Source organism: Azospirillum himalayense (genome assembly GCF_042657465.1).
In the GTDB taxonomy this organism is placed as follows: domain Bacteria; phylum Pseudomonadota; class Alphaproteobacteria; order Azospirillales; family Azospirillaceae; genus Azospirillum; species Azospirillum himalayense.
In genome coordinates this window covers 218,144-236,588 of record NZ_JBHSLC010000087.1, presented here as the reverse complement: position 1 = coordinate 236,588, position 18,445 = coordinate 218,144, and the positions used below count along the sequence as shown (strand labels likewise).

Sequence of the window (18,445 nt, the reverse complement as noted above, 5' to 3'; positions counted from 1 at the left end):
GGCGCAGCACCCACGGAAAGCCAGTCGTTTGCCGTATGTGACAAGGTTTGCGTTCCAGGTCAAGCGATCTCCCCGGGGTTGGGAGAGAGCCACGGAAATTCGCCTTAAAAAAACTTTGGGGAACGGGCCGGAGGGCCGCGTTCCCCAATCTTCCTGCCGTCCGGATTGCTTCCGGTTGCTCGGCTCGGGTCTCTGAACCGTATTACTCGGCCGCTTCGACAATGCCGGAATTGGCAACGGCCTTGGTCAGCTCGAACAGGCGCTTGCGCACCGACGGGTCGTTGATGCGGTAATAGGCGCGCACCAGTTCCAGCGTCTCGCGCTTGGCCATCGGGTCGGGCTCGTAACCGCCCGAACGCTCCTCGAAGCCGGCAGCGGCGCCCTCGTCGTCGTCAACCGGGGCCGCGGCGGCTTCCGCAGGCATGTCGTCGAAGAAGAAGGACACCGGCACGTCCAGGACGCGGCTGAGGTCGAACAGGCGCGACGCGCCGATGCGGTTGGCGCCGCGCTCGTACTTCTGCACCTGCTGGAAGGTCAGGCCGATGGCCTCGCCCAGCTTCTCCTGGCTCATTCCGAGAAGGGTCCGGCGCAACCGGACGCGGGAGCCGACGTGAACGTCGATCGGGTTCGGCTTGCCCGTCTTGGGGCGACCGGCAGCGGCCCGGCGGCCCCGCGTTTCTGTTGCTGGCATTGCTCTAATTCCCTGAAACAGTTGTGCAACCTTGATACGACATATCCATGTATGCAGTCAAGGGCGCCCGAGCGCTCCTGATGCGCGTGATTGAAAAAAGAGTCTCGGTTGCGCTAACTGCGATGTCGTGCGCGCAGGCCCATCGCGAAACAGGTCAAAAGAAGCAACCCAAACGCGCCGTCACCCACCCGTCCGTAGAGAGTGGGGGTGGGCAGCGCTTCCGGCAAGGCCGCATCGACCACACCCCTGTAACCGAGCGGAAGCATGGCTGTGATGCGGCCATGGGAGTCCACCACGCCCGAGATGCCGGTGTTGGCGACGCGGACCAGCGGCATCCCCTCTTCGACCGCGCGGGTCCGGGCGATGGCGAAATGCTGGTAAGGGCCGGCGGTGTTGCCGTACCAAGCGTCGTTGGTCAGGTTCAGCATCCAGCGCGGCCGGGTGGCGCCGTCGTGCGAAGCGGGCAGCACGGCGCCGGGAAAGATCACCTCGTAGCAGATCAGCGGACTGACCGGCGGCAAGCCTTGGAGATCCAGCGACACCGGCCCCGGTCCAGCGGAAAACTCCGCTCCATTCCCGGCGATCGCCCCGACCGGCAGCCAACGGCGCAGCGGCATGTACTCGCCGAAGGGCACGAGATGGAACTTGTCGAAGCGACCCGTCACCGCCCCGCTGCCGTCCACCGCCGCCAAGCTGTTGTAGTAAAGCGGCTCGCCCTCCGGCCCGGCCTCCATGCGCGGCACCCCGGTGATGAGCAGCCCGCCGGGCGGAGTGACCGACCCCAGCGCCTGGCGCAGGCGGGCGTCCTGGTCGAGGAACAGGGGCACCGCGGTTTCCGCCCAGATCACATGGGTGACGGGCTCGGCGGGTGCCGAGTCCGTGGCGGGAGCGACGGAGAGTTCCATCTGTTGCTGGACGTTGCGCACCCGCTCCCCCGCCGCCCATTTCAACCGCTGGTCGATGGCCGGCTGGACGAGCCGCAGCCGCACGTCCGAAACCGTCGCGTCCGACGCCCCGGCCAGCCGCAGCCCGCCCCAGGCGCCCAGCGCCGCGAACAGCGCCAGCCCGGCGGCCAAGATGCCCCAGGCTCGGCGGCGCGGCACCGCCGCGTCGGCCAGCGACGCCGGCAGGGACGCCACCAGAACGGTCAGCAGGCTGAGGCCGTAGATGCCGATCAGCGAGACGCCCTGCAGAACCGGCAGGACTCCCGTCCAGCCATAGCCGATGAGGTTCCATGGGAAGCCGGTGAACACATGGCCGCGCAGCCATTCGAACAGCGCCCAGGAGGCGGCAAACAGGAAGATCCGCCCCACTCCCCTTCCCTTCAGCGTCCAGGCCAGCAGCGTGGCGAAGCCGGTGAACATCGCCAGCAGGATCGGCAGCCCCGCCGCCGACAGCGGCAGCGCCCACCAGAAGCGTTCGATGTCGGTGAACAGCGCCGCGCTGATCCAGTAGAGGCCGAGCAGGTGATGGCCGAAGCCGAAGAACCAACCCACGGCGAAGGCCTGCCGCTTGGTCCGCGCCCCGTCGAGCAGCCAGAGCAGCCCCGGAAAGGCGATCAGCAGCAGCGGCACCGCGTCGGCCGGCGGCAGCGCCAGCGTTGCCAGCCCGCCGAATCCCGCCGCCGCCAGCAGCCGCCGCCAGCCGGTCAGTCCGGCCAAACCCGTGGACAGGCGGCCCAGCCGGGCCGGGGTGGTCGTCATCTCGGTGGCGGTCAAGGGGTGACACTCCGGAAGCGGGTGGGCCGGTAACGGCTGTCGAGGCAAGCGCCGGTCTGGAAACCGATTCACCACGAAGGCACGAAGACACGAAGAGCGTCACGAAGAAGCCCCCCGCTCCGCCCCTGATTTCAGGGATGCGGTAGAGCCTCTTTGTGCCGTCTTTGTGTCCTTCGTGCCTTCGTGGTGAAAATCCCTGCGGGGCTTACCCGACCTCGGCCAAGGCGGAATTCTCGGCGGGGGCGGTGCGGACGCGCAGCCGCTTGATGCGGCGGGGGTCGGCCTCGACGATCTCGAACTCCAGCCCGGAGGGGTGGATCAGCGTCTCCCCCTTGCCCGGCACCCGACCGGCCAGCGACACGACGAGACCGCCGAGCGTGTCGACCTCTTCGCGTTCCTCCTCGGTCAGGAAGGCGCCGACGCGGTCCTCGAAATCCTCGATGGAGACGCGGGCGTCGGCGAGGATCGTGCCGTCGGGACGTTCGACGAAATGGGGAGTCGCCTCCTCGTCGTGCTCGTCCTCGATCTCGCCAACGATCTCCTCAACCAAGTCCTCGATGGTGACGAGGCCGTCGATGCCGCCGAACTCGTCGACCACCAGCGCCATGTGCTGGCGCTTCTGGCGCATCTGCACCAGCAGGTCGACCACCGGCATGCTGGGCGCGACGATGCTCAGATCGCGCACGATGTCCTTGAGTTCGACCGGCGTCCGGCTGGCCATCGCCACGAGCACGTCCTTGATGTGGACCATGCCCACGACGTCGTCGAGCGTTTCACGGAACACCGGCAGGCGGGAATGGGCTTCCTCCGCCATGCGCTGGACCAGGGCGGGGAACGGCGTGTCCACCTCCACCGCCACGATGTCCGCGCGGGGCACCATCACGTCGTCGACGGCGCGGTCGCGCAGCTTCAGGATGTTGGCAAGCAGGGCGCGCTCGCCCGCCCCCAGCGATCCCTCGCCGCTGTCCTGATCCTCGATCAGGTCTTCGATCGTGGCGCGCAGGGTGGCGTCGTCGCGCCCCCCCAGGACGGTCCTCATCCACCCGCGAAACAGGTGGCCCAAGGATTGTTGATCTTCGGCCCCGTCTTCACGGGGCGTTCGACTGTCGGAAATCTCGCTCATCGGTCCGGTGGTTGTTCGTCCAAATTCGGCTCTCCGGGCGGAGAGCGCGTGGCGGCGTACGGATCGGCGATTCCGAGGGTCGCGAGCACGTCGGTTTCGAGCTGCTCCATCTCCTCGGCCTCGTCATCCGTCTCGTGATCATACCCGAGCAAATGAAGAACGCCATGCACCACAAGGTGGGTCATATGGTCCGAAGGTGTTTTACCCTGCTCGGCGGCTTCGCGGGCGACGGTCTCCCAGGCCAGGATCACGTCGCCCAGCATGACCGGCGCGTCCTCGCCCAGTTCGGGCTCCTCCGCTTCGGTCAGGGCGAAGGACAGCACGTTGGTCGGCTTGTCCTTGCCGCGGTATTCGCGGTTCAGGCGGTGCACCAGCGCGTCGTCGGCCAGCACGACGGACAGCTCCGCCGGCCCCTCATCCTCGTCGTAGGTGACCGACAGGGCGGCGAGCGCGGCACGCTCGCACAGCCACTCGGCGTTGTCCGCCCACTCGCCCGCTTCACGTGAAACGACGACGTCGACGGCCATCACGGTGTTCCCTCCGCATCCGCAGCCGGTCCGCCATCGTCCGCGGCGGCCCGCCGGGAGGCGGGCTTGCGCCGGCCATCGGTTCGGTCGCTTTCGGTACGGGCGCCCTCGGCACGGTCATAGGCGCGGATGATGCGGGCGACCAGCGGATGGCGCACCACGTCGGCGGCGGTGAAATGGACGAAGCGGATGCCCTCCACCCCCTCCAGGATGTCCAGCGCCTCGCGCAGGCCGGACTTGGTGCCGGCCGGCAGGTCGGTCTGGGAGATGTCGCCGGTGACCGCCATGCGGCCCCCTTCGCCCAGACGGGTGAGGAACATCTTCATCTGCATGGGCGTGGTGTTCTGCGCCTCGTCCAGGATGACGAAGGCGTTGGCGAGCGTGCGGCCGCGCATGAAGGCGAGCGGCGCGATCTCGATCTCGCCGGACTCCAGCCGCTTCTTCACCTGCTCCGCCGGCAGCATGTCGTGCAGCGCGTCGTAGAGCGGGCGCAAGTAGGGGTCCACCTTCTCCTTGAGGTCGCCGGGCAGGAAGCCCAGCCGCTCCCCCGCCTCCACGGCGGGACGCGACAGGATGATGCGGTCCACTTGGCCGGTGGTCAGCAACGCCACCGCCTGGGCGACGGCGAGGTAGGTCTTGCCGGTGCCGGCCGGGCCGAGCCCGAAGACCATCTCGCTTTCCGCCAAGGCCTGGAGATAGGCCGCCTGCATGGGGGAACGCGGGGTGATGGCGCCCTTGCGGCGGGTGCGCACCGCAACCTCGCCCCGGCTGAGCGTCGCCAGATTCTGGTCGCGCACGGCACCGCCGACGCCGGTCGCCATGCGGACGGCGGCGTCCACCTCGCCGGTGCCGACGGTCATGCCGCGCTTCAGCCGCTCATAGAGGGCGTCGATCGCCGAGCGGGCGGCTTCCGACGACTCCGCCGGACCGGCGATGGTCAGCGTGTTGCCGCGGGAGATCAGGGAGACGCCCAGCTGGTTCTCGATGCGGGCGAGGTGGCGGTCATGCTCCCCGTACAACATCGGCAGCAGCCGGTTGTCGTCGAAATTCAGGTCAATGCGTTGATCTGGGCGTTGATCGGGACGCTGATCGGGCAAGCCGTTCAAACGGTCGCCTCCACGGTTTGCGTGCCGGTGGCGGAGCTGCGGTATTCACCGGTCGCCACGCTGCCGGCAAGGCTGTTCGGATGGGCGGCGTCGACGCGCACTTCGACGATGCGGCCGAGCAGCCGCTCGTTGGCGTCGGCGTGCACCGATTGGAGATAAGGGCTCTTGCCCAGGAGCTGGCCGGCGCGCTTGCCGACCCGGTCGAACAGGACCGGCACGGTGCGCCCGACGAAGCTCTCGTTGAAGGCCTGCTGCTGCGCGTTCAGCAACTGCTGGAGCGCGGCGAGACGGGCGTCCTTGACATCCTCCGGAAGCTGGGCGTGCTCCAGCGCCGCCGGGGTGCCGGGACGCGCGCTGTACTTGAACGAATAGGCCTGGGCGTAGCCGACGTCGGTGACCAGGCGCAGGGTCGCCGCGAAGTCGGCGTCGCTCTCGCCGGGGAAGCCGACGATGAAGTCGCCCGACAGCGCCAGATCCGGCTTGGCGGCGCGCAGCCGCTCGACGATGCGGCGGTAGTCGTCCGCCGTGTGCTTGCGGTTCATCGCCGCCAGCACGCGGTCCGACCCGGCCTGCACCGGAAGATGCAGGTAGGGCATGAGCTGCGGCACCTCGGCGTGGGCGCGGATGAGGTCGTCCTCCATGTCGCGCGGGTGCGAGGTGGTGTAGCGGATGCGCTCCAGCCCGTCGATGTCCGCCAGTTCGCGGACCAGCCGCCCGAGGCCCCAGGTGGTGCCGTCCAGCCCCTCCCCGTGCCAGGCGTTGACGTTCTGGCCAAGCAGGTTGATCTCGCGCGTGCCGCCGGCGACGAGGCGCCGGGCCTCCGCCAGGATCTGGGCGCCGGGGCGCGAGAACTCGGCGCCGCGGGTGTAGGGCACCACGCAGAAGGTGCAGAACTTGTCGCAACCCTCCTGCACCGCCAGGAAGGCGGAGACGCCCTGGCTGGCGCTCTCGTCCGGCAGGAAGTCGAACTTGGACTCCACGGGGAAGTCGGTGTTCAGCACGCTGCCTGCCTTGCGGCTGGCCTTGGCCACCATTTCCGGCAGGGTGTGATAGGTCTGCGGCCCGAACACCATGTCCACGAAGGGGGCGCGGGCGACGATCTCCTCGCCCTCGGCCTGGGCGACGCAGCCGGCCACGGCGACGATCATCCGGCCGTCGCCGACCTCGGCCTTGACGTCCTTGAGCTGGCGCAGGCGGCCCAGTTCCGAGAACACCTTCTCGGACGCCTTTTCGCGGATGTGGCAGGTGTTGAGGATCACCATGTCGGCACCGTCCGGCTCGTCCACCGGCCGGTAGCCCAGGGGTGCCAGGACATCCGCCATGCGGGCGGAGTCGTAGACGTTCATCTGGCAACCCCAGGTCTTGATGAAGAGCTTCTTACTCAACGATCCCTTCCACAGCGCTGAACGATCCGGACCAAACGAGAATTCGGCCAATACAAAAACGCGCGCCTGAATGGCACCGGTCCGAGCGGCGCAATCCGGCGCGCGACCCGCCGCATTGCGGCATCGCACCCTGTCGATATGGTAGCACGAGTGCAGGAAAACGAGTCAATCGTGCCCGCGGGCCGACCATTCATTTCGCGGCCCATTTCGCGGAGTGGAAAGTTTCCGTCATGGGACGACAGAGGGCATCGGCCGTCCGGACACCGCGCGCTCCACGCCCCGGGCGACGGCGCGCTGGCAATGGTCGGCCAGGGCCTTGCGGCTGGAGAAGCCGTCGATGGTCACCGGAGGGTGGAACTCCACCTCCACCGTCATGCGGCCCAGCGTGAAGACGGTCCACAGATGGGGGGCGAGATCCATGTCGCCGTACCACGCGTAACAGGGACGGAAGGCGATCCCCATCGGGATGCCGTCCAGCCGCGTCGGCGCGATGCTGACCGGCTGCACGGTCAGCGGCCGGTCCCCGATGCGCCGGGCGGCCACCGCGAACAGCGCCGTCTTGAAGGGGAGCGTGCGGTTGCCGTCGCTGGAGGTGCCCTCGGGGAACAGGATCAGGCTGTCGCCGGCGTCCAGCCGGGCGCCCAGCTCGTCCCGCTGCTTCTCCACCCCGGAGCGGGCCTTGCGCTCCACGAAGACGGTCTGCTGCAGCTTCGCCAGCGCCCCGAAGAAGGGCCAGCCGGCGACCTCGCTCTTCGCCACGAAAGAGCCTGGAATGACCGCCCCCAGCACCGTGATGTCGAGGTAGGAGGAATGGTTGGAGACGAACAGCACCGGCCCGTCCGTGGCGCGCTCGCCGCGCACCACGACGCCGATGCCCAGGATGGCGGCGCAGACCCGGTGGTAGAACCGCGGTATCCGGAAGCGCAGCGGCGAGCGCACGGCGACGGCCAGCGCCTGCACCGGGACCAGCAGGAGCGTCCACAGCAGATAGACCGCCAGACGCACGCCGCCGCGCACCGGCGATCCCAGGGGGCGCGCACCGGTTGCATCCACCGCCGTCATACCACCCGTCTCCTGATGCAGTCGCGGATCACGCGATCTGGGCGTCGCGGCTGCGCCGCTCGTAATGCTTGGAATACTTGTTGGTGATCAGGTCCGTCTTCACCACGATCGACACGTCGGTGGTGTTGAACTGGTGATCGATCACCGCACCGTCGCCGATGAAGCCGCCCAGCCGCAGATAGCCCTTGATCAGCGGCGGCAGAACGGTCAGCGCACGCTTCGGGTCGATCCGGTCGCGCGGCATCAGATCCATGCCGATATAGCGTTCCGGCAGCGCCACGGGGCGCAGCTCCTCCGGGGCCAGATGGAAATGATGCAGGTAGGCGAGCGGCTCGGCCATCGCCACCGGGTCGGTGCCCGGCAGGCTGGCGCAGCCGAACATCACCGCGATGTCGTGGTGGAAAACATAGGCCGCGATGCCGCGCCACAGGAGCTGCATGCTGCTGCCGCGCGTGCGGTAGGCCGCATCGACGCAGGACCGCCCCAGCTCCAGGATCTCGCCCGGATAGCTGAGCAGCCGCCCGATGTCGTATTCGTCGCTGGAATAGAAGCGCCCGGCCTTGGCCGCCGCCGGGCGGCGGATCAGCCGGTAGGTGCCGACCACGGACTCCGGGCCGTCGCCGCGGGCGTGGTCGATGACCAGCAGATGGTCGCAGATGGTGTCGAAATCGTCGAAGTCGCGGTGGCGCGCGGCCATATCCGGCGACGGCACCGCCGACATCTCCTCGTAGAAGACGCGGTAGCGCAACGCCTGCGCCCAATCGATTTCGGCGGCGCTCTCGGCCAGCCGCACTTCGAGGGAGCCCATGCGCAGATCCGAAGAGCTGCCCTGGTCCGTGCCTGTATCAGCCATACTCGACGCTTCGCTGGCGTTGTTCGGGTCGCGGCAACCGCCGGTTCTCCTTCCGGAGCCCGGTCGGGCACGGAACAGGGATAACACGAATGGCCGGTTGCCGGTCAACCGCGACGTGACGAACCCGTCCCCGGCAAGCCCGGACTCCGGGCAAGCCACAAGGTCCGGCCCCGGCGAACGGGGACGGCGGCAAGGCGGGACGGCAATGATCACGCGGGAAGGAAGAAACGATCACATGCGGGCGATGGGGTTCCGGGGCGGACCGAACAGCGGCGGTCCGCCGGACACCAACGCACAAGCCCGATGGATCTTAGGCCGCGCCGCGGCGGGCGCGGGTGCCGAGACCGATCTGCTTGGCCAGCGAGCTGCGCTGGCGGGCGTAGTTCGGGGCGACCATCGGATAGTCGGCCGGCAGGCCCCAGCGGTCGCGGTATTCCTCCGGCGACATGTCGTAGGCCGTCTTCAGATGGCGCTTCAGCATCTTCAGCTTCTTGCCATCCTCCAGGCATACAATGTAGTCGGGAGTGACGGACTTCTTGATGGGCACCGCGGGCTGCGGACGCTCCTCAGTCGCAACCGGCTCGGTCCCGACATTCGCGAGTGACTTGTACACCTGCTCAATCAGCGTCGGAAGATCGCCGAGAGCGACTGTATTGTTCGAGACATGCGCCGCCACGATCTCCGTGGTCAGAGACAACAGCGCGTTGGAAGGGTTACCATTGCTCATGTAAGCTTGCTCCGCAGCTTGGCGTTCCTCTCCATATAAAGAGGTTTGTGGCCGCGTGCAATATCCATCCTTTGCTCTTAAAGAGGAAGCAGTGTACGAAAAAAAATCTCCGGATTTGTTTTTGGACATCACCAGCGAGGTGTGCCCGTTAACCTTCGTCAAGACCAAGTTGTCGGTGGAGCGCATGGCGGCCGGGCAGACGCTTGAAGTCCGGCTGAACGCTGGCGAACCCTTGGAGAATGTACCCCGATCCTTAGCCGAACTGGGTCACTCCATTCTCGCCGTGACGCCCGAAAATCCGGGTGAGCCGGACGGGGTGCACCGTTTGTGGATTCAGAAAGGTTAAGGTTTAATTGTCGGTGTACGAATACCGCAACACCAGGGCGGCAACCCTTCCGTCCGCCCTGCGGTAATAGCCGGGACGACGGCCAACGGCAAAGAAGCCACAAGATTTATACAGGGATTGCGCCATACCATTGTCTTCGGCGACTTCAAGGAACAGCGCCGTGGCGCCCAGCGTCCGGGCGCCGTCCAGCGCCGCCGCGACCAGCCGCCGCCCGGTGCCCTGCCCCCGCGCGTCGGCCCGGACGCCGACGGCGATGATCTCGCCATCCTCCGCGGCCACCCGCGCCAGCAGGAAGCCGACCGGATCGTCGCCCTCCGCGCCCTCCCGCAAGGCCAGCGCGGCGAAGAAGCCGGGCTGGCCGATCAGGCTGGCGACCGCCTCGCCGCTCCAGGGATCGTCGGGAAAGCAAACCTGCTGCAAGGCTGCGATCACCGCGGCGTCGGCGAGGCCGGCGGCCTGAAGCCGCACCGGATGGGACGTCCGGGGGCTGGACAGCTCGGGCGGGGCCGCCGTCATGCCGTCTTCCGCGGCAGGGAGACGTCGGGCGGGCGCAGATAGAAGGGCTGGGCCGGCAGACCGACCTCCCGCCGGGCGCCCAGGGCGGCCACCACGGCGGCGTCGGGCGTGCCCGGCCCGGCGGCGAAAGCGGTATCGGCACGCCCTTCCAGACGCGGGCGCAGCGCCGCCGCCCCGTCCCCGGCCACCAGCAATGGCGCGGTCCCGGTCCCGGCATCGTCGGCGAGCAGCCCCCCGAGCCAGCCCGGCACCGCGGCGGGCTCCAGCATCGTCGGTTCGCCGAACGGCGTCAGGTCCGGGTGGAAGAGTTGCAGGAACGGCTCGGTGCGGCGGGAGTCCACGGCGACCAGCACGGCGCGGCCGTCCCGCTCCGCCTCCGGCAATCCATGAACAATCGCGTCGAAGCTGGTGATTCCGACCACCGGCAGCCCGGCGGCCAGGGCGAAGCCGCGCGCCGCGGCCAGCGCGATGCGCAGCCCCGTGAAGGCGCCCGGCCCGACGGTCACGGCGATGCGGTCGAGCGAGTCAAAGGCGCAGCCAGCCTCCGCCAGGGCGGCCTGCGCCAGGGGCACCAGCGCCTCCGCCTGCCCGCGGGCCATCGGCTCGCGCCGCAGCACGGTGACGGCGCCGTCATCCCACAGCGCGGCGGAACAGCCGGAGGTCGCCGTGTCCAGTCCCAGAACTCTCATCGCCTCACACGCGTCGTCGGATCCGCCATCTTCAAAGCCCCACTTCAAGCCTGGGTCAAGAGCGTGATAGACAGCCCCGACCTTCCCTGACGGCATGGATCATGCTCACACCCATCGCACCACCGGACTTCGACGTCGACATCGAACTGCTGTACGCCACGCCGGACAACCTGACCGGGGTGCCCATCTACCGGCACCCGCATTGCCTGCTGCACCCCGACGCGGCGGCGGCGCTGCGCGCGGCGATCCGGCTGGCCCGCGGCATCGGCTGCCGGTTGCGGCTGTACGATGCCTTCCGCCCGGTCGAGGCGCAATGGGCCTTGTGGCGGGCGCTGCCCGATCCCTCCTACATCGCCGATCCGGCGGGCGGCTCCACCCACTCCCGCGGCATCGCGGTGGACCTGACGCTGGCCGACGGGTCCGGGCGCCCGCTCGACATGGGCACGGGCTTCGACGACATGACCGAACAGTCCCACCATGGCCGCACCGACCTGACCACGGAGCAGCAGCGCAACCGCGCCGCCCTTCTCGGCGTCATGACGGCGGCGGGCTGGCGGCATTACGCCTGCGAGTGGTGGCACTATCAATTGCCGGACGAGCAGCGCTACCCTCTGCTGACCGACGCGGCCCTGGGCGGCCTGATGATGGGCTGATCCCTGACGATCCGGCCCCTGGCGATCCGGCCGCAGGCGCCGGGTCCGCGACCGGACGCCATAGGGCCTAGTGTCACAGGGGTTGTTGCAAGGCTGCATCACGAAAGCACGCGAAGCACAGAGTATGTGTTGCGGACTTGTTCCCGGCGGCGTGCCTGTGCCACACCAGCCGAGGCGCAGCCCGGACCCTCGTCCGGCCGCGCGACTGTTTCGGACCCACGACAGGCCGCCATGCCGTTCCGCCGCGCCGCCGCCCTCTTCGCCGTGGCCGCCGCCTGGGCCTTCCAGGCCCTGGCGGGAAGCCCAGGCGTTGCGGCGGACGGAACCACGAACACCGCCGTCGTCTTCGCCTACGACCGGTTCGGCGAGGACCAGACACCGTCCATCAGCATCCGGATCGACCAGTTCGAAGCCCATCTGGACGAGCTGCAGGACGGCGACTATCAGGTCCTGCCCCTGCCCCGCATCCTGGAGGCGCTGCGCAGCGGCGCGCCGCTGCCCGACCGGACGGTGGCGATCACCATCGACGAGGCCAGCCGCTCCGCCTTCCGCGAGGCGTGGCCGCGGCTGAAGGCGGCGGGGCTTCCCTTCACCCTGTTCGTGGCGACCGACGCCATCGACCGCGGGTCGCCCGCCCATATGAGCTGGGCGGAGGTGCGGCAGCTCGCCGCCGCCGGGGTCACGCTCGGCGGGCTCGGCGCCTCCACCCAGTCGCTGGTGTCCCGCCCCGCCGAGGAGGTGAAGGCGGAGTTGCGCCGCATGGCCGACCGGCTGCAGGCGGAAACCGGCCAGCGCCCCACCCTGTTCGCCTACCCGCAGGGCGAGGTGTCGTCGGCGCTGCGGACCATCGTGACGGAGCAAGGCATTGCCGCCGCCTTCGGCCAACAGTCGGGCGTCCTGCACCCGCAGGCCGACCGGGCGGCCCTGCCCCGCTTCGTGATGAACGAGAGTTTCGGCAGCGTGGACCGCTTCCGGCTGGCCGCCAGCGCGCTGCCGCTGCCGGTGAGCGACCTGACGCCCGACGATCCGCTTCTGACCGTCAATCCGCCGTCGATCGGCTTCACCGTGTCGGACGAGGTCGGCGACATCGCCCGGCTGGCCTGCTTCGCCGCCGGCCAGGGCCGCACCACGCTGGAGCGCGTGACGGAGGACCGGGTGGAGGTGCGCATCCGCGACCCCTTCCCGCCGGGCCGCACGCGCGTGAACTGCACCCTGCCCGGCCCCGAGGGGCGCTGGCGCTGGCTCGGCATGCAGTTCGTGGTTCCGGAATAGGTGGAAAGCAACACCGTTGGGCACGGCCGCCACAGGCCGCGCCCATCCGGTGGATGCCGTCAGCGGACGGCGCGAACCTCGACCACCTCGGGGATGTAGTGGCGCAGCATGTTCTCGATGCCGGCCTTCAGCGTGGCGGTGGAGCTGGGACAGCCGGAGCAGGCCCCCTTCATCTCCAGATACACCACGCCCTCCTCGAAGCCGTAGAAGGTGATGTCGCCGCCGTCCTGGGCCACCGCCGGGCGCACGCGGGTGTCCAGCAGCTCCTTGATCTGGGTGACGATCTCGTCGTCGTCCGCGCTGGCGGCGTGGCCGTCGCCGGTCTCTTCCAGCAGCACCGGCCGGTTGGCGGTGAAATGCTCCATGATGACGCCGAGGATCGACGGCTTCAGCAGGAACCACTCCTTGTCGCCGGCCTTGGTGATGGTCACGAAGTCGGCGCCCAGGAACACACCCTGGACCCCGTCGATCTCGAACAGCCGCTGAGCCAGGGGCGAAGCGGCGGCCGCATCGCGGGACGGGAAGTCCGCGGTGCCGCGTCCGAGCACGTCACGCCCCGGCAGGAACTTGAGAGTCGCCGGGTTGGGCGTCTGCTCGGTCTGAATGAACATGGTGATATCCTCCATCGGCGCCGAACAACACTGGCGGCGTAGGCGAAACTTGGGCAGAATCCGCCGACAGATCAAGCATCGCATCTTTATGGTTATCGATCCGTGAGCATGGCACCGCCCGCGGCCACCGCACCGGCCCCATCCGTCGACGACGCCGCGCGGGAGGTCGTCGAATGGCTGCTTCTGGAAGGCCGGCACGCGCCCGGCTTCGAGCAGATGATGGACCGCTTCTGCCGGCGCCTGATGGCGTCCGGCGTCCCGCTGCTGCGCGCGGTCTGCGCCCTGCCCCTGCTGCATCCGCAGATCCGCACCATCGCCTTCTTCTGGCGCCGCAACGCCGAGCAGGTGGAGATCGCCACCCGCGCCCACGGCACCGAGACCAGCGACGAATACCTGACCAGCCCCTTCGCCACCCTGATCGAGGACGGTGCCGACGGCCTGCGCTACCGGCTGGAGCAGATGGAGCCGCCCTACCCATACCCGGTCTTCGCCGAGCTGAAAGCGCAGGGGGCGACGGACTACGTCGCCATGACCGTGCTGTTCGCCGGAGGGCGGCGCAACGTGCTGAGCTTCACCACCGACCGGCCCGGTGGCTTTTCCACCGCCGATCTGGCGCTGGTCGACGCGGTGCTTCCGGCGCTGGGCGCGGTGCTGGAGACGCTGGCGCTGCGGCGGCTGGCGACGACGGTGCTGGACACCTATGTCGGCCACCGCACCGGCGCGCGCATCCTGTCCGGCGACATCCGCCGCGGCACCGGCGCCAACGTCCGCGCCGTGCTGTGGTACTGCGACCTGCGCGGCTTCACCTCGCTGGCCGACCGGCTGCCGCGCGAGGAGCTGATCGCCCTGCTGAACGGCTATTTCGAGATCATGGGCGGCGCCGTGGAAAGCCGCGGCGGCGAGATCATGAAGTTCATCGGCGACGCCATGCTGGCCATCTTCCCGCTGGAGGAGAGCGACCCGACCGGGGCCGCCGCCTGCACCAAGGCGCTGGACGCCGCGCAGGAGGCGCTGACCGACATGGCCGCCCGCAACGCCGAGCGCGCCGCCTGGGGCCAGCCGACCCTACGCTGCGGCATCGCGCTGCACATGGGCGAGGTCATGTATGGCAACATCGGCTCCGCCAACCGGCTGGACTTCACCGTCATCGGCCCGGCGGTCAATCTGGTCAGCCGGATCGAGGGGCTGTGCAGCCGCCTGGAGCGTAACGTCCTGACCTCCGCCGAGGTGGCCGAGGCCTGCGCCAGCCGCCTCGTCTCGGTGGGCTGGCATCCGGTGAAGGGGCTGAACGACCCAATCGAGGTCTATGGGCTGAAGGAGAAGACAGGGACCAATGAAGGGACCGATGAATAGGGCGCTGCAACGAACCCCCGGTCGCCGGCCTTGAGCGGTCGCGATCCCTCCCCCTCCCGCCCGTCCCTCCATTCCTTCGCGCTGGCCGCCGCCGCCTTCTCCGCGGGCTGGTCGCTGATGATGATGGAGATCCTCGGCGGACGGCTGATGGCGCCGCATTTCGGCTATTCGGTCTATCAGTGGGGCGCCGTCATCGGCGTGGTGATGACCTTCATGGCCGCCGGCTACTGGACCGGCGGGCAGCTCGGCGACGGGCCGAAGGCGGTGCCGGCGCTGCGCGCCGCCCTGCTGGCCGGGGTCGCCGCGGCGGCGCTGACGCCCTGGCTGGGCAAGCCGATGCTGGCCGACGCCGCCGGCCGCTTCAACGCGGTGGAGGGGTCGGTCATCGGGGCGGCGCTGATCCTCGGGCTGCCGTCCTTCGCACTGGCCATGGTGTCGCCGATCTGCGCGGGCTTGAGCAGCCTGACGGGTGCGGCGGCGGCGGGGCGCATCTACGCGGTCGGCACGCTGGGCAGCATCGGCGGCACTTTCTTCGCCTCCTTCTACGCGATCCCGCAGGTCGGGGTGTCGGCGGGCTACGCCCTGGCGGCGGTGCTGCCGGCGCTCGCCTGCCTGTTCGTTCCGGGTGGGAAACGGGTGGCCGCCGCCGCGGCCCTGGCGGTTCCCCTGGCCTGGGCCGCCGGCCACGGCGAGGGGCAGGGCTTCGCCCTCTACCGCGAGACGCCACACAACACGATCATGGTGCAGGAGGACGCCGAGCAGATCCGCCTGCATCTGAACGTGGCCTGGGCCACCCAGTCGCGGCTGCGCAAGGACGGCGGCCCGACCGGTCTCTATTACGACCTGTTCGCCGCCGTCCCCGCCCTGGGGAACGGCACGCGCGTCCTGGTGCTGGGGCTGGCTGGCGGGGCTGCCGCCAAGGAAATCCTCGATTCCTGGCCCGGCGCCGACATCCTGGGGGTGGAACTGGACCCCGCGGTGGTCGAGGTGGCACGCGAGCGGTTCGGCCTGCGGCCCGAGGTGCGCGTCGCCGTGGAGGACGCCCGCCGCCACGTCGAGCGGTCGCCGGAGCAGCACGACGTGGTGATCGTCGACCTCTACTCGACCGCGTTGATCCCCTTCTTCACGGCGACCAGGGAGTTCTTCGCGGCGGTGGAGCGGCGGGTGGCGCCGGGCGGGGTGCTGGTCATGAACGTCGCCTCCCCCATGGACCGCGATGCCCTGGTCGGGCCGCTGGCGGCGACGCAGGGGGCGGTCTTCCCGTCGGTGTACGTCGCCGACGCCGGGCGCGGGAATTATCTGATGATCGCCACGAAGGAGGCGCGTACGCTCAAGGATCTGAGCGTACGCCTGCGCGCCGCTCCGCCGGGTGCCACGTACGCGGCCGCGCGCATCCTGGAGACGCTGGCCCCCGCCGAACTGGCCGGGCACCCGGTGCTGACCGACGACCGGTCCGACATCGACCAGCGCAGCCTCACCGCCCTTTACGGACGTTGAGACGCCTTAGGTGATGGCGTCCAGCGCGTCGATGCCGATGCCGCCCGGCACGATGGTCAGCGGAATGCGCATCTTGGCGAGGCCGCGGTTGGTGAAGTAGGAGATCAGCGGCCCCGGCCCTTCCGGTTCGACGCCGGCGGCCAGCACGAGGATGGAGATGCTCGGCTCCTCGTCGATCAGGGCCAGCACCTCGTCGCGGCGGTTGCCCTCGCGCACGTACAGGGCCGGCAGGGTGCCGGTCAGGCGGTTCACGTCGCGCGCCAGCTTCTGCAGCTTCTGCTCCGCCTCCGCGCGCTGCTCCTCGCGCATCAGGTTTTCCAGGGCCAGCCACTGCTGCACCTCGCCCGGCTCGATGACGTAGAGCAGCGCCACCTTGCCCCCCGACTTGCGGGCGCGCAGGCAGGCGTAGCGCAAGGCGAGCTGAAGCTCCGGGCTCTCGTCCACCACGACCAGGAAGATGCGGACCGGCGGCTTGGCCGTGGAATCCGGTTCGGGAGCGGCCGGGCCGGTCGAAATGGAACCAGTCGCCGTGGAAGCGGTCGCAATCGGATCGGTCGCAATCGGATCGGACATGGGTCACACCCTCCGGAAGATGGCGCCGGCCAGCCAGCCGGCGGCGATGGCGCCAATCACCGCGGCAACACCGTAAATCATCGGCTGGTTGCGCGCAAAGTCGTAGATTTCCGCGCTGAAGCCGACCTTGGACACCACCAGCGGCGTGGTCTGGGCGCTGACCACCTCGCCGTCGCGGATCAGCAGCGCTTCCACATTGTACAGCCCCGTCGGCACGTTGGCCGGGAAATAGATGTTGGTCCGGAACAGCCGCTCGCCGAGAAAGGCCACCTGCCCCAGCGTGATGCCATAGAGCCCGGCCCGCTGCTTGTTGCGGATCAGGGCGGAGCGGAACAGGGCGAGCTGGTCCGGGGCCAGCTGCTCGCGCGGGCCGAGCTGGAGGTTCGGCAGGCCGATCTGGTGGCGTTCCAGAACCGGGCGGCCGACGAACTGGTCCAGCGGGCGGTTCGTCGCGACCATGTAGTAGCCGGGCACCTGCTCGAACCGCACGCTGCGCGCGTTGATCCAGATGCCGGCGATGCGCTCCTTGCGGCGCACCGTGACCGGGGTGCGCGGGCCGGTCACCACGATGGCAACGTCGCCCGCCCCGTCGGTGGTGCCGAACAGCACGACCTCCGTTCCGGTGAAGCCGGTGGTGATGGCGATCAGGTGGCTCGAGAGATCGGCGACGAGCTGCTGCGCCCACACCGTGGCGGCCAGGAACACCCCCGCCAGAAGCCCCACCAGCCCGCCGGCGATCCGGACGGACCACAGCCGCCCGGCGCCCCTGCGGACAGCGCTCACGACATCCTCGTCGAGATGGTGAAGACGTCGTTCGGTTCGACCACCAGATCGAAGGCGAGCTTCAGCGCCACCGCGACGACCAGCGAGGCCAGCAGAAGGCGCGCCTGCTCGCCGCGCAGCCGGCCGCCGGCCTTGGTGCCGAACTGCGCGCCGACCACCCCGCCGATCAGCAGCAGCAGCGCCAGCATCACGTCCACCGTCTGGTTGGTCGCCGCCTGGAGCAGCGTCGCCATCGCCGTGGTGAAGATGATCTGGAACAGCGAGGTGCCGGCCACCAGCCCGGTCGGCATGTTCAGCAGATAGATCATCGCCGGCACCAGCATGAAGCCGCCGCCGATGCCCATGATCGCCACCAGCATCCCGCCGACCGCCCCGATCCCGGCCGGCAGCAGGGCGGAGATGTAGAGCTTGGAGCGCTGGAACCGCATCTTCAGCGGCAGGCCGTGCAGCCAGATGTGACGGTGCAGCTTGCCCCGCTTGGCAGTGGGGGCGCGGCGGCGGATCAGCGCGCGGCTGGCCTCCACCATCATCATCGTGCCGATGGTGCCGAGGAAGAAGACGTAGGACAGCGTGATCGCCGCGTCGATCTGGCCGATCCGCTGCAACATGGAGAAGATCCAGACGCCGACCACCGTGCCGACCATGCCGCCCAGCAGCATGACGACGCCGAGCTTGACGTCCACGTTGCCGCGCCGCCAATGGGCGAGCACGCCCGAGACGCTGGCGGCGACGAGCTGGTTGGCCTGGGTGCCCACCGCGATGGCGGGCGGAACGCCGATGAAGATCAGAAGCGGCGTCATCAGGAAGCCGCCGCCCACCCCGAACATGCCGGACAGGAAGCCGACGAGCCCCCCCATGCCGAGCACGAGCAGGGCGTTGACCGACATCTCGGCGATCGGCAGATAGACTTGCATGGGGGCGGAGCCGGCGGACGGGAAGGTCCGCCAGCTTATACCTCAC

20 protein-coding genes are annotated in these 18,445 nt (G+C 69.2%); 5 read left to right on the top strand and 15 right to left on the bottom strand.

From position 1 onward, the window contains the following. Positions 1-202: 202 nt before the first annotated feature. The 9 genes from ACFPMG_RS26210 to ACFPMG_RS26170 all read right to left on the bottom strand — a co-directional run bounded on the left by ACFPMG_RS26210 (position 203) and on the right by ACFPMG_RS26170 (position 9,192). On the bottom strand, positions 203-691 hold the full coding sequence (locus ACFPMG_RS26210) for a helix-turn-helix domain-containing protein (protein WP_137139632.1): 489 nt from the start codon (positions 689-691) through the stop codon (positions 203-205). Between the two features lie 113 nt (positions 692-804). After that, positions 805-2,409 carry an apolipoprotein N-acyltransferase gene (gene lnt, locus ACFPMG_RS26205; protein ID WP_376998178.1) on the bottom strand — a complete coding sequence of 535 codons (1,605 nt, stop codon included), beginning with the start codon at positions 2,407-2,409 and terminating at the stop codon, positions 805-807. 205 nt (positions 2,410-2,614) lie between these two features. Beyond that, on the bottom strand, positions 2,615-3,532 hold the full coding sequence (locus ACFPMG_RS26200; RefSeq protein ID WP_376998177.1) for a hemolysin family protein: 918 nt from the start codon (positions 3,530-3,532) through the stop codon (positions 2,615-2,617). Continuing rightward, positions 3,529-4,059, bottom strand: coding sequence for an rRNA maturation RNase YbeY (gene ybeY / locus ACFPMG_RS26195; RefSeq protein ID WP_114859390.1), 531 nt, complete (start codon positions 4,057-4,059; stop codon positions 3,529-3,531). The genes ACFPMG_RS26200 and ybeY overlap by 4 nt, the downstream gene beginning before the upstream one ends. Further along, on the bottom strand, positions 4,059-5,156 hold the full coding sequence (locus tag ACFPMG_RS26190) for a PhoH family protein (protein ID WP_376998253.1): 1,098 nt from the start codon (positions 5,154-5,156) through the stop codon (positions 4,059-4,061). The genes ybeY and ACFPMG_RS26190 overlap by 1 nt, the downstream gene beginning before the upstream one ends. Positions 5,157-5,161: 5 nt before the next feature. Then, positions 5,162-6,550, bottom strand: coding sequence for a tRNA (N6-isopentenyl adenosine(37)-C2)-methylthiotransferase MiaB (miaB, locus tag ACFPMG_RS26185; RefSeq protein ID WP_376998176.1), 1,389 nt, complete (start codon positions 6,548-6,550; stop codon positions 5,162-5,164). A 228-nt stretch (positions 6,551-6,778) separates the two neighbouring features. After that, positions 6,779-7,612, bottom strand: coding sequence for a lysophospholipid acyltransferase family protein (locus ACFPMG_RS26180; RefSeq protein ID WP_376998175.1), 834 nt, complete (start codon positions 7,610-7,612; stop codon positions 6,779-6,781). A 28-nt stretch (positions 7,613-7,640) separates the two neighbouring features. Next, on the bottom strand, positions 7,641-8,465 hold the full coding sequence (locus ACFPMG_RS26175) for a GNAT family N-acetyltransferase (RefSeq protein ID WP_376998174.1): 825 nt from the start codon (positions 8,463-8,465) through the stop codon (positions 7,641-7,643). A gap of 310 nt (positions 8,466-8,775) precedes the next feature. Further along, complete coding sequence (locus ACFPMG_RS26170; protein ID WP_014238866.1) at positions 8,776-9,192, bottom strand: Ros/MucR family transcriptional regulator; 417 nt, start codon at positions 9,190-9,192, stop codon at positions 8,776-8,778. Positions 9,193-9,247: 55 nt separating this feature from the next. On the opposite strand from ACFPMG_RS26170, the gene ACFPMG_RS26165 reads away from it, so the two are divergent. After that, positions 9,248-9,538, top strand: coding sequence for a sulfurtransferase TusA family protein (locus tag ACFPMG_RS26165; protein ID WP_372712339.1), 291 nt, complete (start codon positions 9,248-9,250; stop codon positions 9,536-9,538). Positions 9,539-9,541: 3 nt separating this feature from the next. Here the strand turns inward: ACFPMG_RS26165 and ACFPMG_RS26160 are convergent, their stop codons facing one another. Both ACFPMG_RS26160 and tsaB read right to left on the bottom strand, forming a co-directional pair. Then, the gene (locus ACFPMG_RS26160) at positions 9,542-10,054 is read right to left on the bottom strand and encodes a GNAT family N-acetyltransferase (protein ID WP_376998173.1); all 513 of its coding nucleotides are present in this window, start codon (positions 10,052-10,054) and stop codon (positions 9,542-9,544) included. Next, complete coding sequence (gene tsaB / locus ACFPMG_RS26155) at positions 10,051-10,743, bottom strand: tRNA (adenosine(37)-N6)-threonylcarbamoyltransferase complex dimerization subunit type 1 TsaB (protein ID WP_376998171.1); 693 nt, start codon at positions 10,741-10,743, stop codon at positions 10,051-10,053. Before tsaB ends, ACFPMG_RS26160 begins: the two co-directional genes overlap by 4 nt. A gap of 101 nt (positions 10,744-10,844) precedes the next feature. Here tsaB and ddpX point away from each other — a divergent pair, with 101 nt between their 5' ends. Beyond that, positions 10,845-11,396 (top strand): D-alanyl-D-alanine dipeptidase, encoded by a 552-nt coding sequence (ddpX, locus tag ACFPMG_RS26150; RefSeq protein WP_145701506.1) that lies wholly within the window; start codon positions 10,845-10,847, stop codon positions 11,394-11,396. A 231-nt stretch (positions 11,397-11,627) separates the two neighbouring features. Beyond that, positions 11,628-12,668, top strand: coding sequence for a polysaccharide deacetylase family protein (locus ACFPMG_RS26145; protein WP_376998169.1), 1,041 nt, complete (start codon positions 11,628-11,630; stop codon positions 12,666-12,668). 59 nt (positions 12,669-12,727) lie between these two features. Here the strand turns inward: ACFPMG_RS26145 and ACFPMG_RS26140 are convergent, their stop codons facing one another. Beyond that, positions 12,728-13,279 carry a NifU family protein gene (locus tag ACFPMG_RS26140; RefSeq protein ID WP_376998167.1) on the bottom strand — a complete coding sequence of 184 codons (552 nt, stop codon included), beginning with the start codon at positions 13,277-13,279 and terminating at the stop codon, positions 12,728-12,730. A gap of 108 nt (positions 13,280-13,387) precedes the next feature. Between ACFPMG_RS26140 and ACFPMG_RS26135 the strand changes: the two genes are divergently transcribed. Next, positions 13,388-14,632 (top strand): adenylate/guanylate cyclase domain-containing protein, encoded by a 1,245-nt coding sequence (locus ACFPMG_RS26135; protein ID WP_376998166.1) that lies wholly within the window; start codon positions 13,388-13,390, stop codon positions 14,630-14,632. A gap of 30 nt (positions 14,633-14,662) precedes the next feature. Continuing rightward, positions 14,663-16,129, top strand: coding sequence for a fused MFS/spermidine synthase (locus tag ACFPMG_RS26130; RefSeq protein ID WP_376998165.1), 1,467 nt, complete (start codon positions 14,663-14,665; stop codon positions 16,127-16,129). Between the two features lie 6 nt (positions 16,130-16,135). On the opposite strand, the gene ACFPMG_RS26125 is transcribed toward ACFPMG_RS26130, so the two are convergent. Genes ACFPMG_RS26125 through ACFPMG_RS26115 form a run of 3 tightly spaced genes read right to left on the bottom strand, consistent with a single transcriptional unit; the run spans position 16,136 to position 18,399 of the window. Next, complete coding sequence (locus ACFPMG_RS26125; RefSeq protein ID WP_376998164.1) at positions 16,136-16,702, bottom strand: universal stress protein; 567 nt, start codon at positions 16,700-16,702, stop codon at positions 16,136-16,138. A gap of 3 nt (positions 16,703-16,705) precedes the next feature. Beyond that, a complete protein-coding gene (locus ACFPMG_RS26120) occupies positions 16,706-17,485 on the bottom strand; it encodes a TIGR02186 family protein (RefSeq protein ID WP_376998162.1) in 780 nt (259 codons plus the stop codon). Continuing rightward, the gene (locus ACFPMG_RS26115) at positions 17,482-18,399 is read right to left on the bottom strand and encodes a sulfite exporter TauE/SafE family protein (RefSeq protein ID WP_376998161.1); all 918 of its coding nucleotides are present in this window, start codon (positions 18,397-18,399) and stop codon (positions 17,482-17,484) included. Before ACFPMG_RS26115 ends, ACFPMG_RS26120 begins: the two co-directional genes overlap by 4 nt. Positions 18,400-18,445 lie beyond the last annotated feature (46 nt).

Coding starts and splice junctions, on each gene's coding strand:
- ACFPMG_RS26210 (WP_137139632.1), bottom strand. CDS start 691: ATGCCAGCAACAGAAACGCGGGGCCGCCGGGCCGCTGCCGGTCGCCCC.
- ACFPMG_RS26200 (WP_376998177.1), bottom strand. CDS start 3,532: ATGAGCGAGATTTCCGACAGTCGAACGCCCCGTGAAGACGGGGCCGAA.
- ybeY (WP_114859390.1), bottom strand. CDS start 4,059: ATGGCCGTCGACGTCGTCGTTTCACGTGAAGCGGGCGAGTGGGCGGAC.
- ACFPMG_RS26180 (WP_376998175.1), bottom strand. CDS start 7,612: ATGACGGCGGTGGATGCAACCGGTGCGCGCCCCCTGGGATCGCCGGTG.
- ACFPMG_RS26175 (WP_376998174.1), bottom strand. CDS start 8,465: ATGGCTGATACAGGCACGGACCAGGGCAGCTCTTCGGATCTGCGCATG.
- ACFPMG_RS26170 (WP_014238866.1), bottom strand. CDS start 9,192: ATGAGCAATGGTAACCCTTCCAACGCGCTGTTGTCTCTGACCACGGAG.
- ACFPMG_RS26160 (WP_376998173.1), bottom strand. CDS start 10,054: ATGACGGCGGCCCCGCCCGAGCTGTCCAGCCCCCGGACGTCCCATCCG.
- tsaB (WP_376998171.1), bottom strand. CDS start 10,743: ATGAGAGTTCTGGGACTGGACACGGCGACCTCCGGCTGTTCCGCCGCG.
- ddpX (WP_145701506.1), top strand. CDS start 10,845: ATGCTCACACCCATCGCACCACCGGACTTCGACGTCGACATCGAACTG.
- ACFPMG_RS26145 (WP_376998169.1), top strand. CDS start 11,628: ATGCCGTTCCGCCGCGCCGCCGCCCTCTTCGCCGTGGCCGCCGCCTGG.
- ACFPMG_RS26140 (WP_376998167.1), bottom strand. CDS start 13,279: ATGTTCATTCAGACCGAGCAGACGCCCAACCCGGCGACTCTCAAGTTC.
- ACFPMG_RS26135 (WP_376998166.1), top strand. CDS start 13,388: ATGGCACCGCCCGCGGCCACCGCACCGGCCCCATCCGTCGACGACGCC.
- ACFPMG_RS26125 (WP_376998164.1), bottom strand. CDS start 16,702: ATGTCCGATCCGATTGCGACCGATCCGATTGCGACCGCTTCCACGGCG.
- ACFPMG_RS26115 (WP_376998161.1), bottom strand. CDS start 18,399: ATGCAAGTCTATCTGCCGATCGCCGAGATGTCGGTCAACGCCCTGCTC.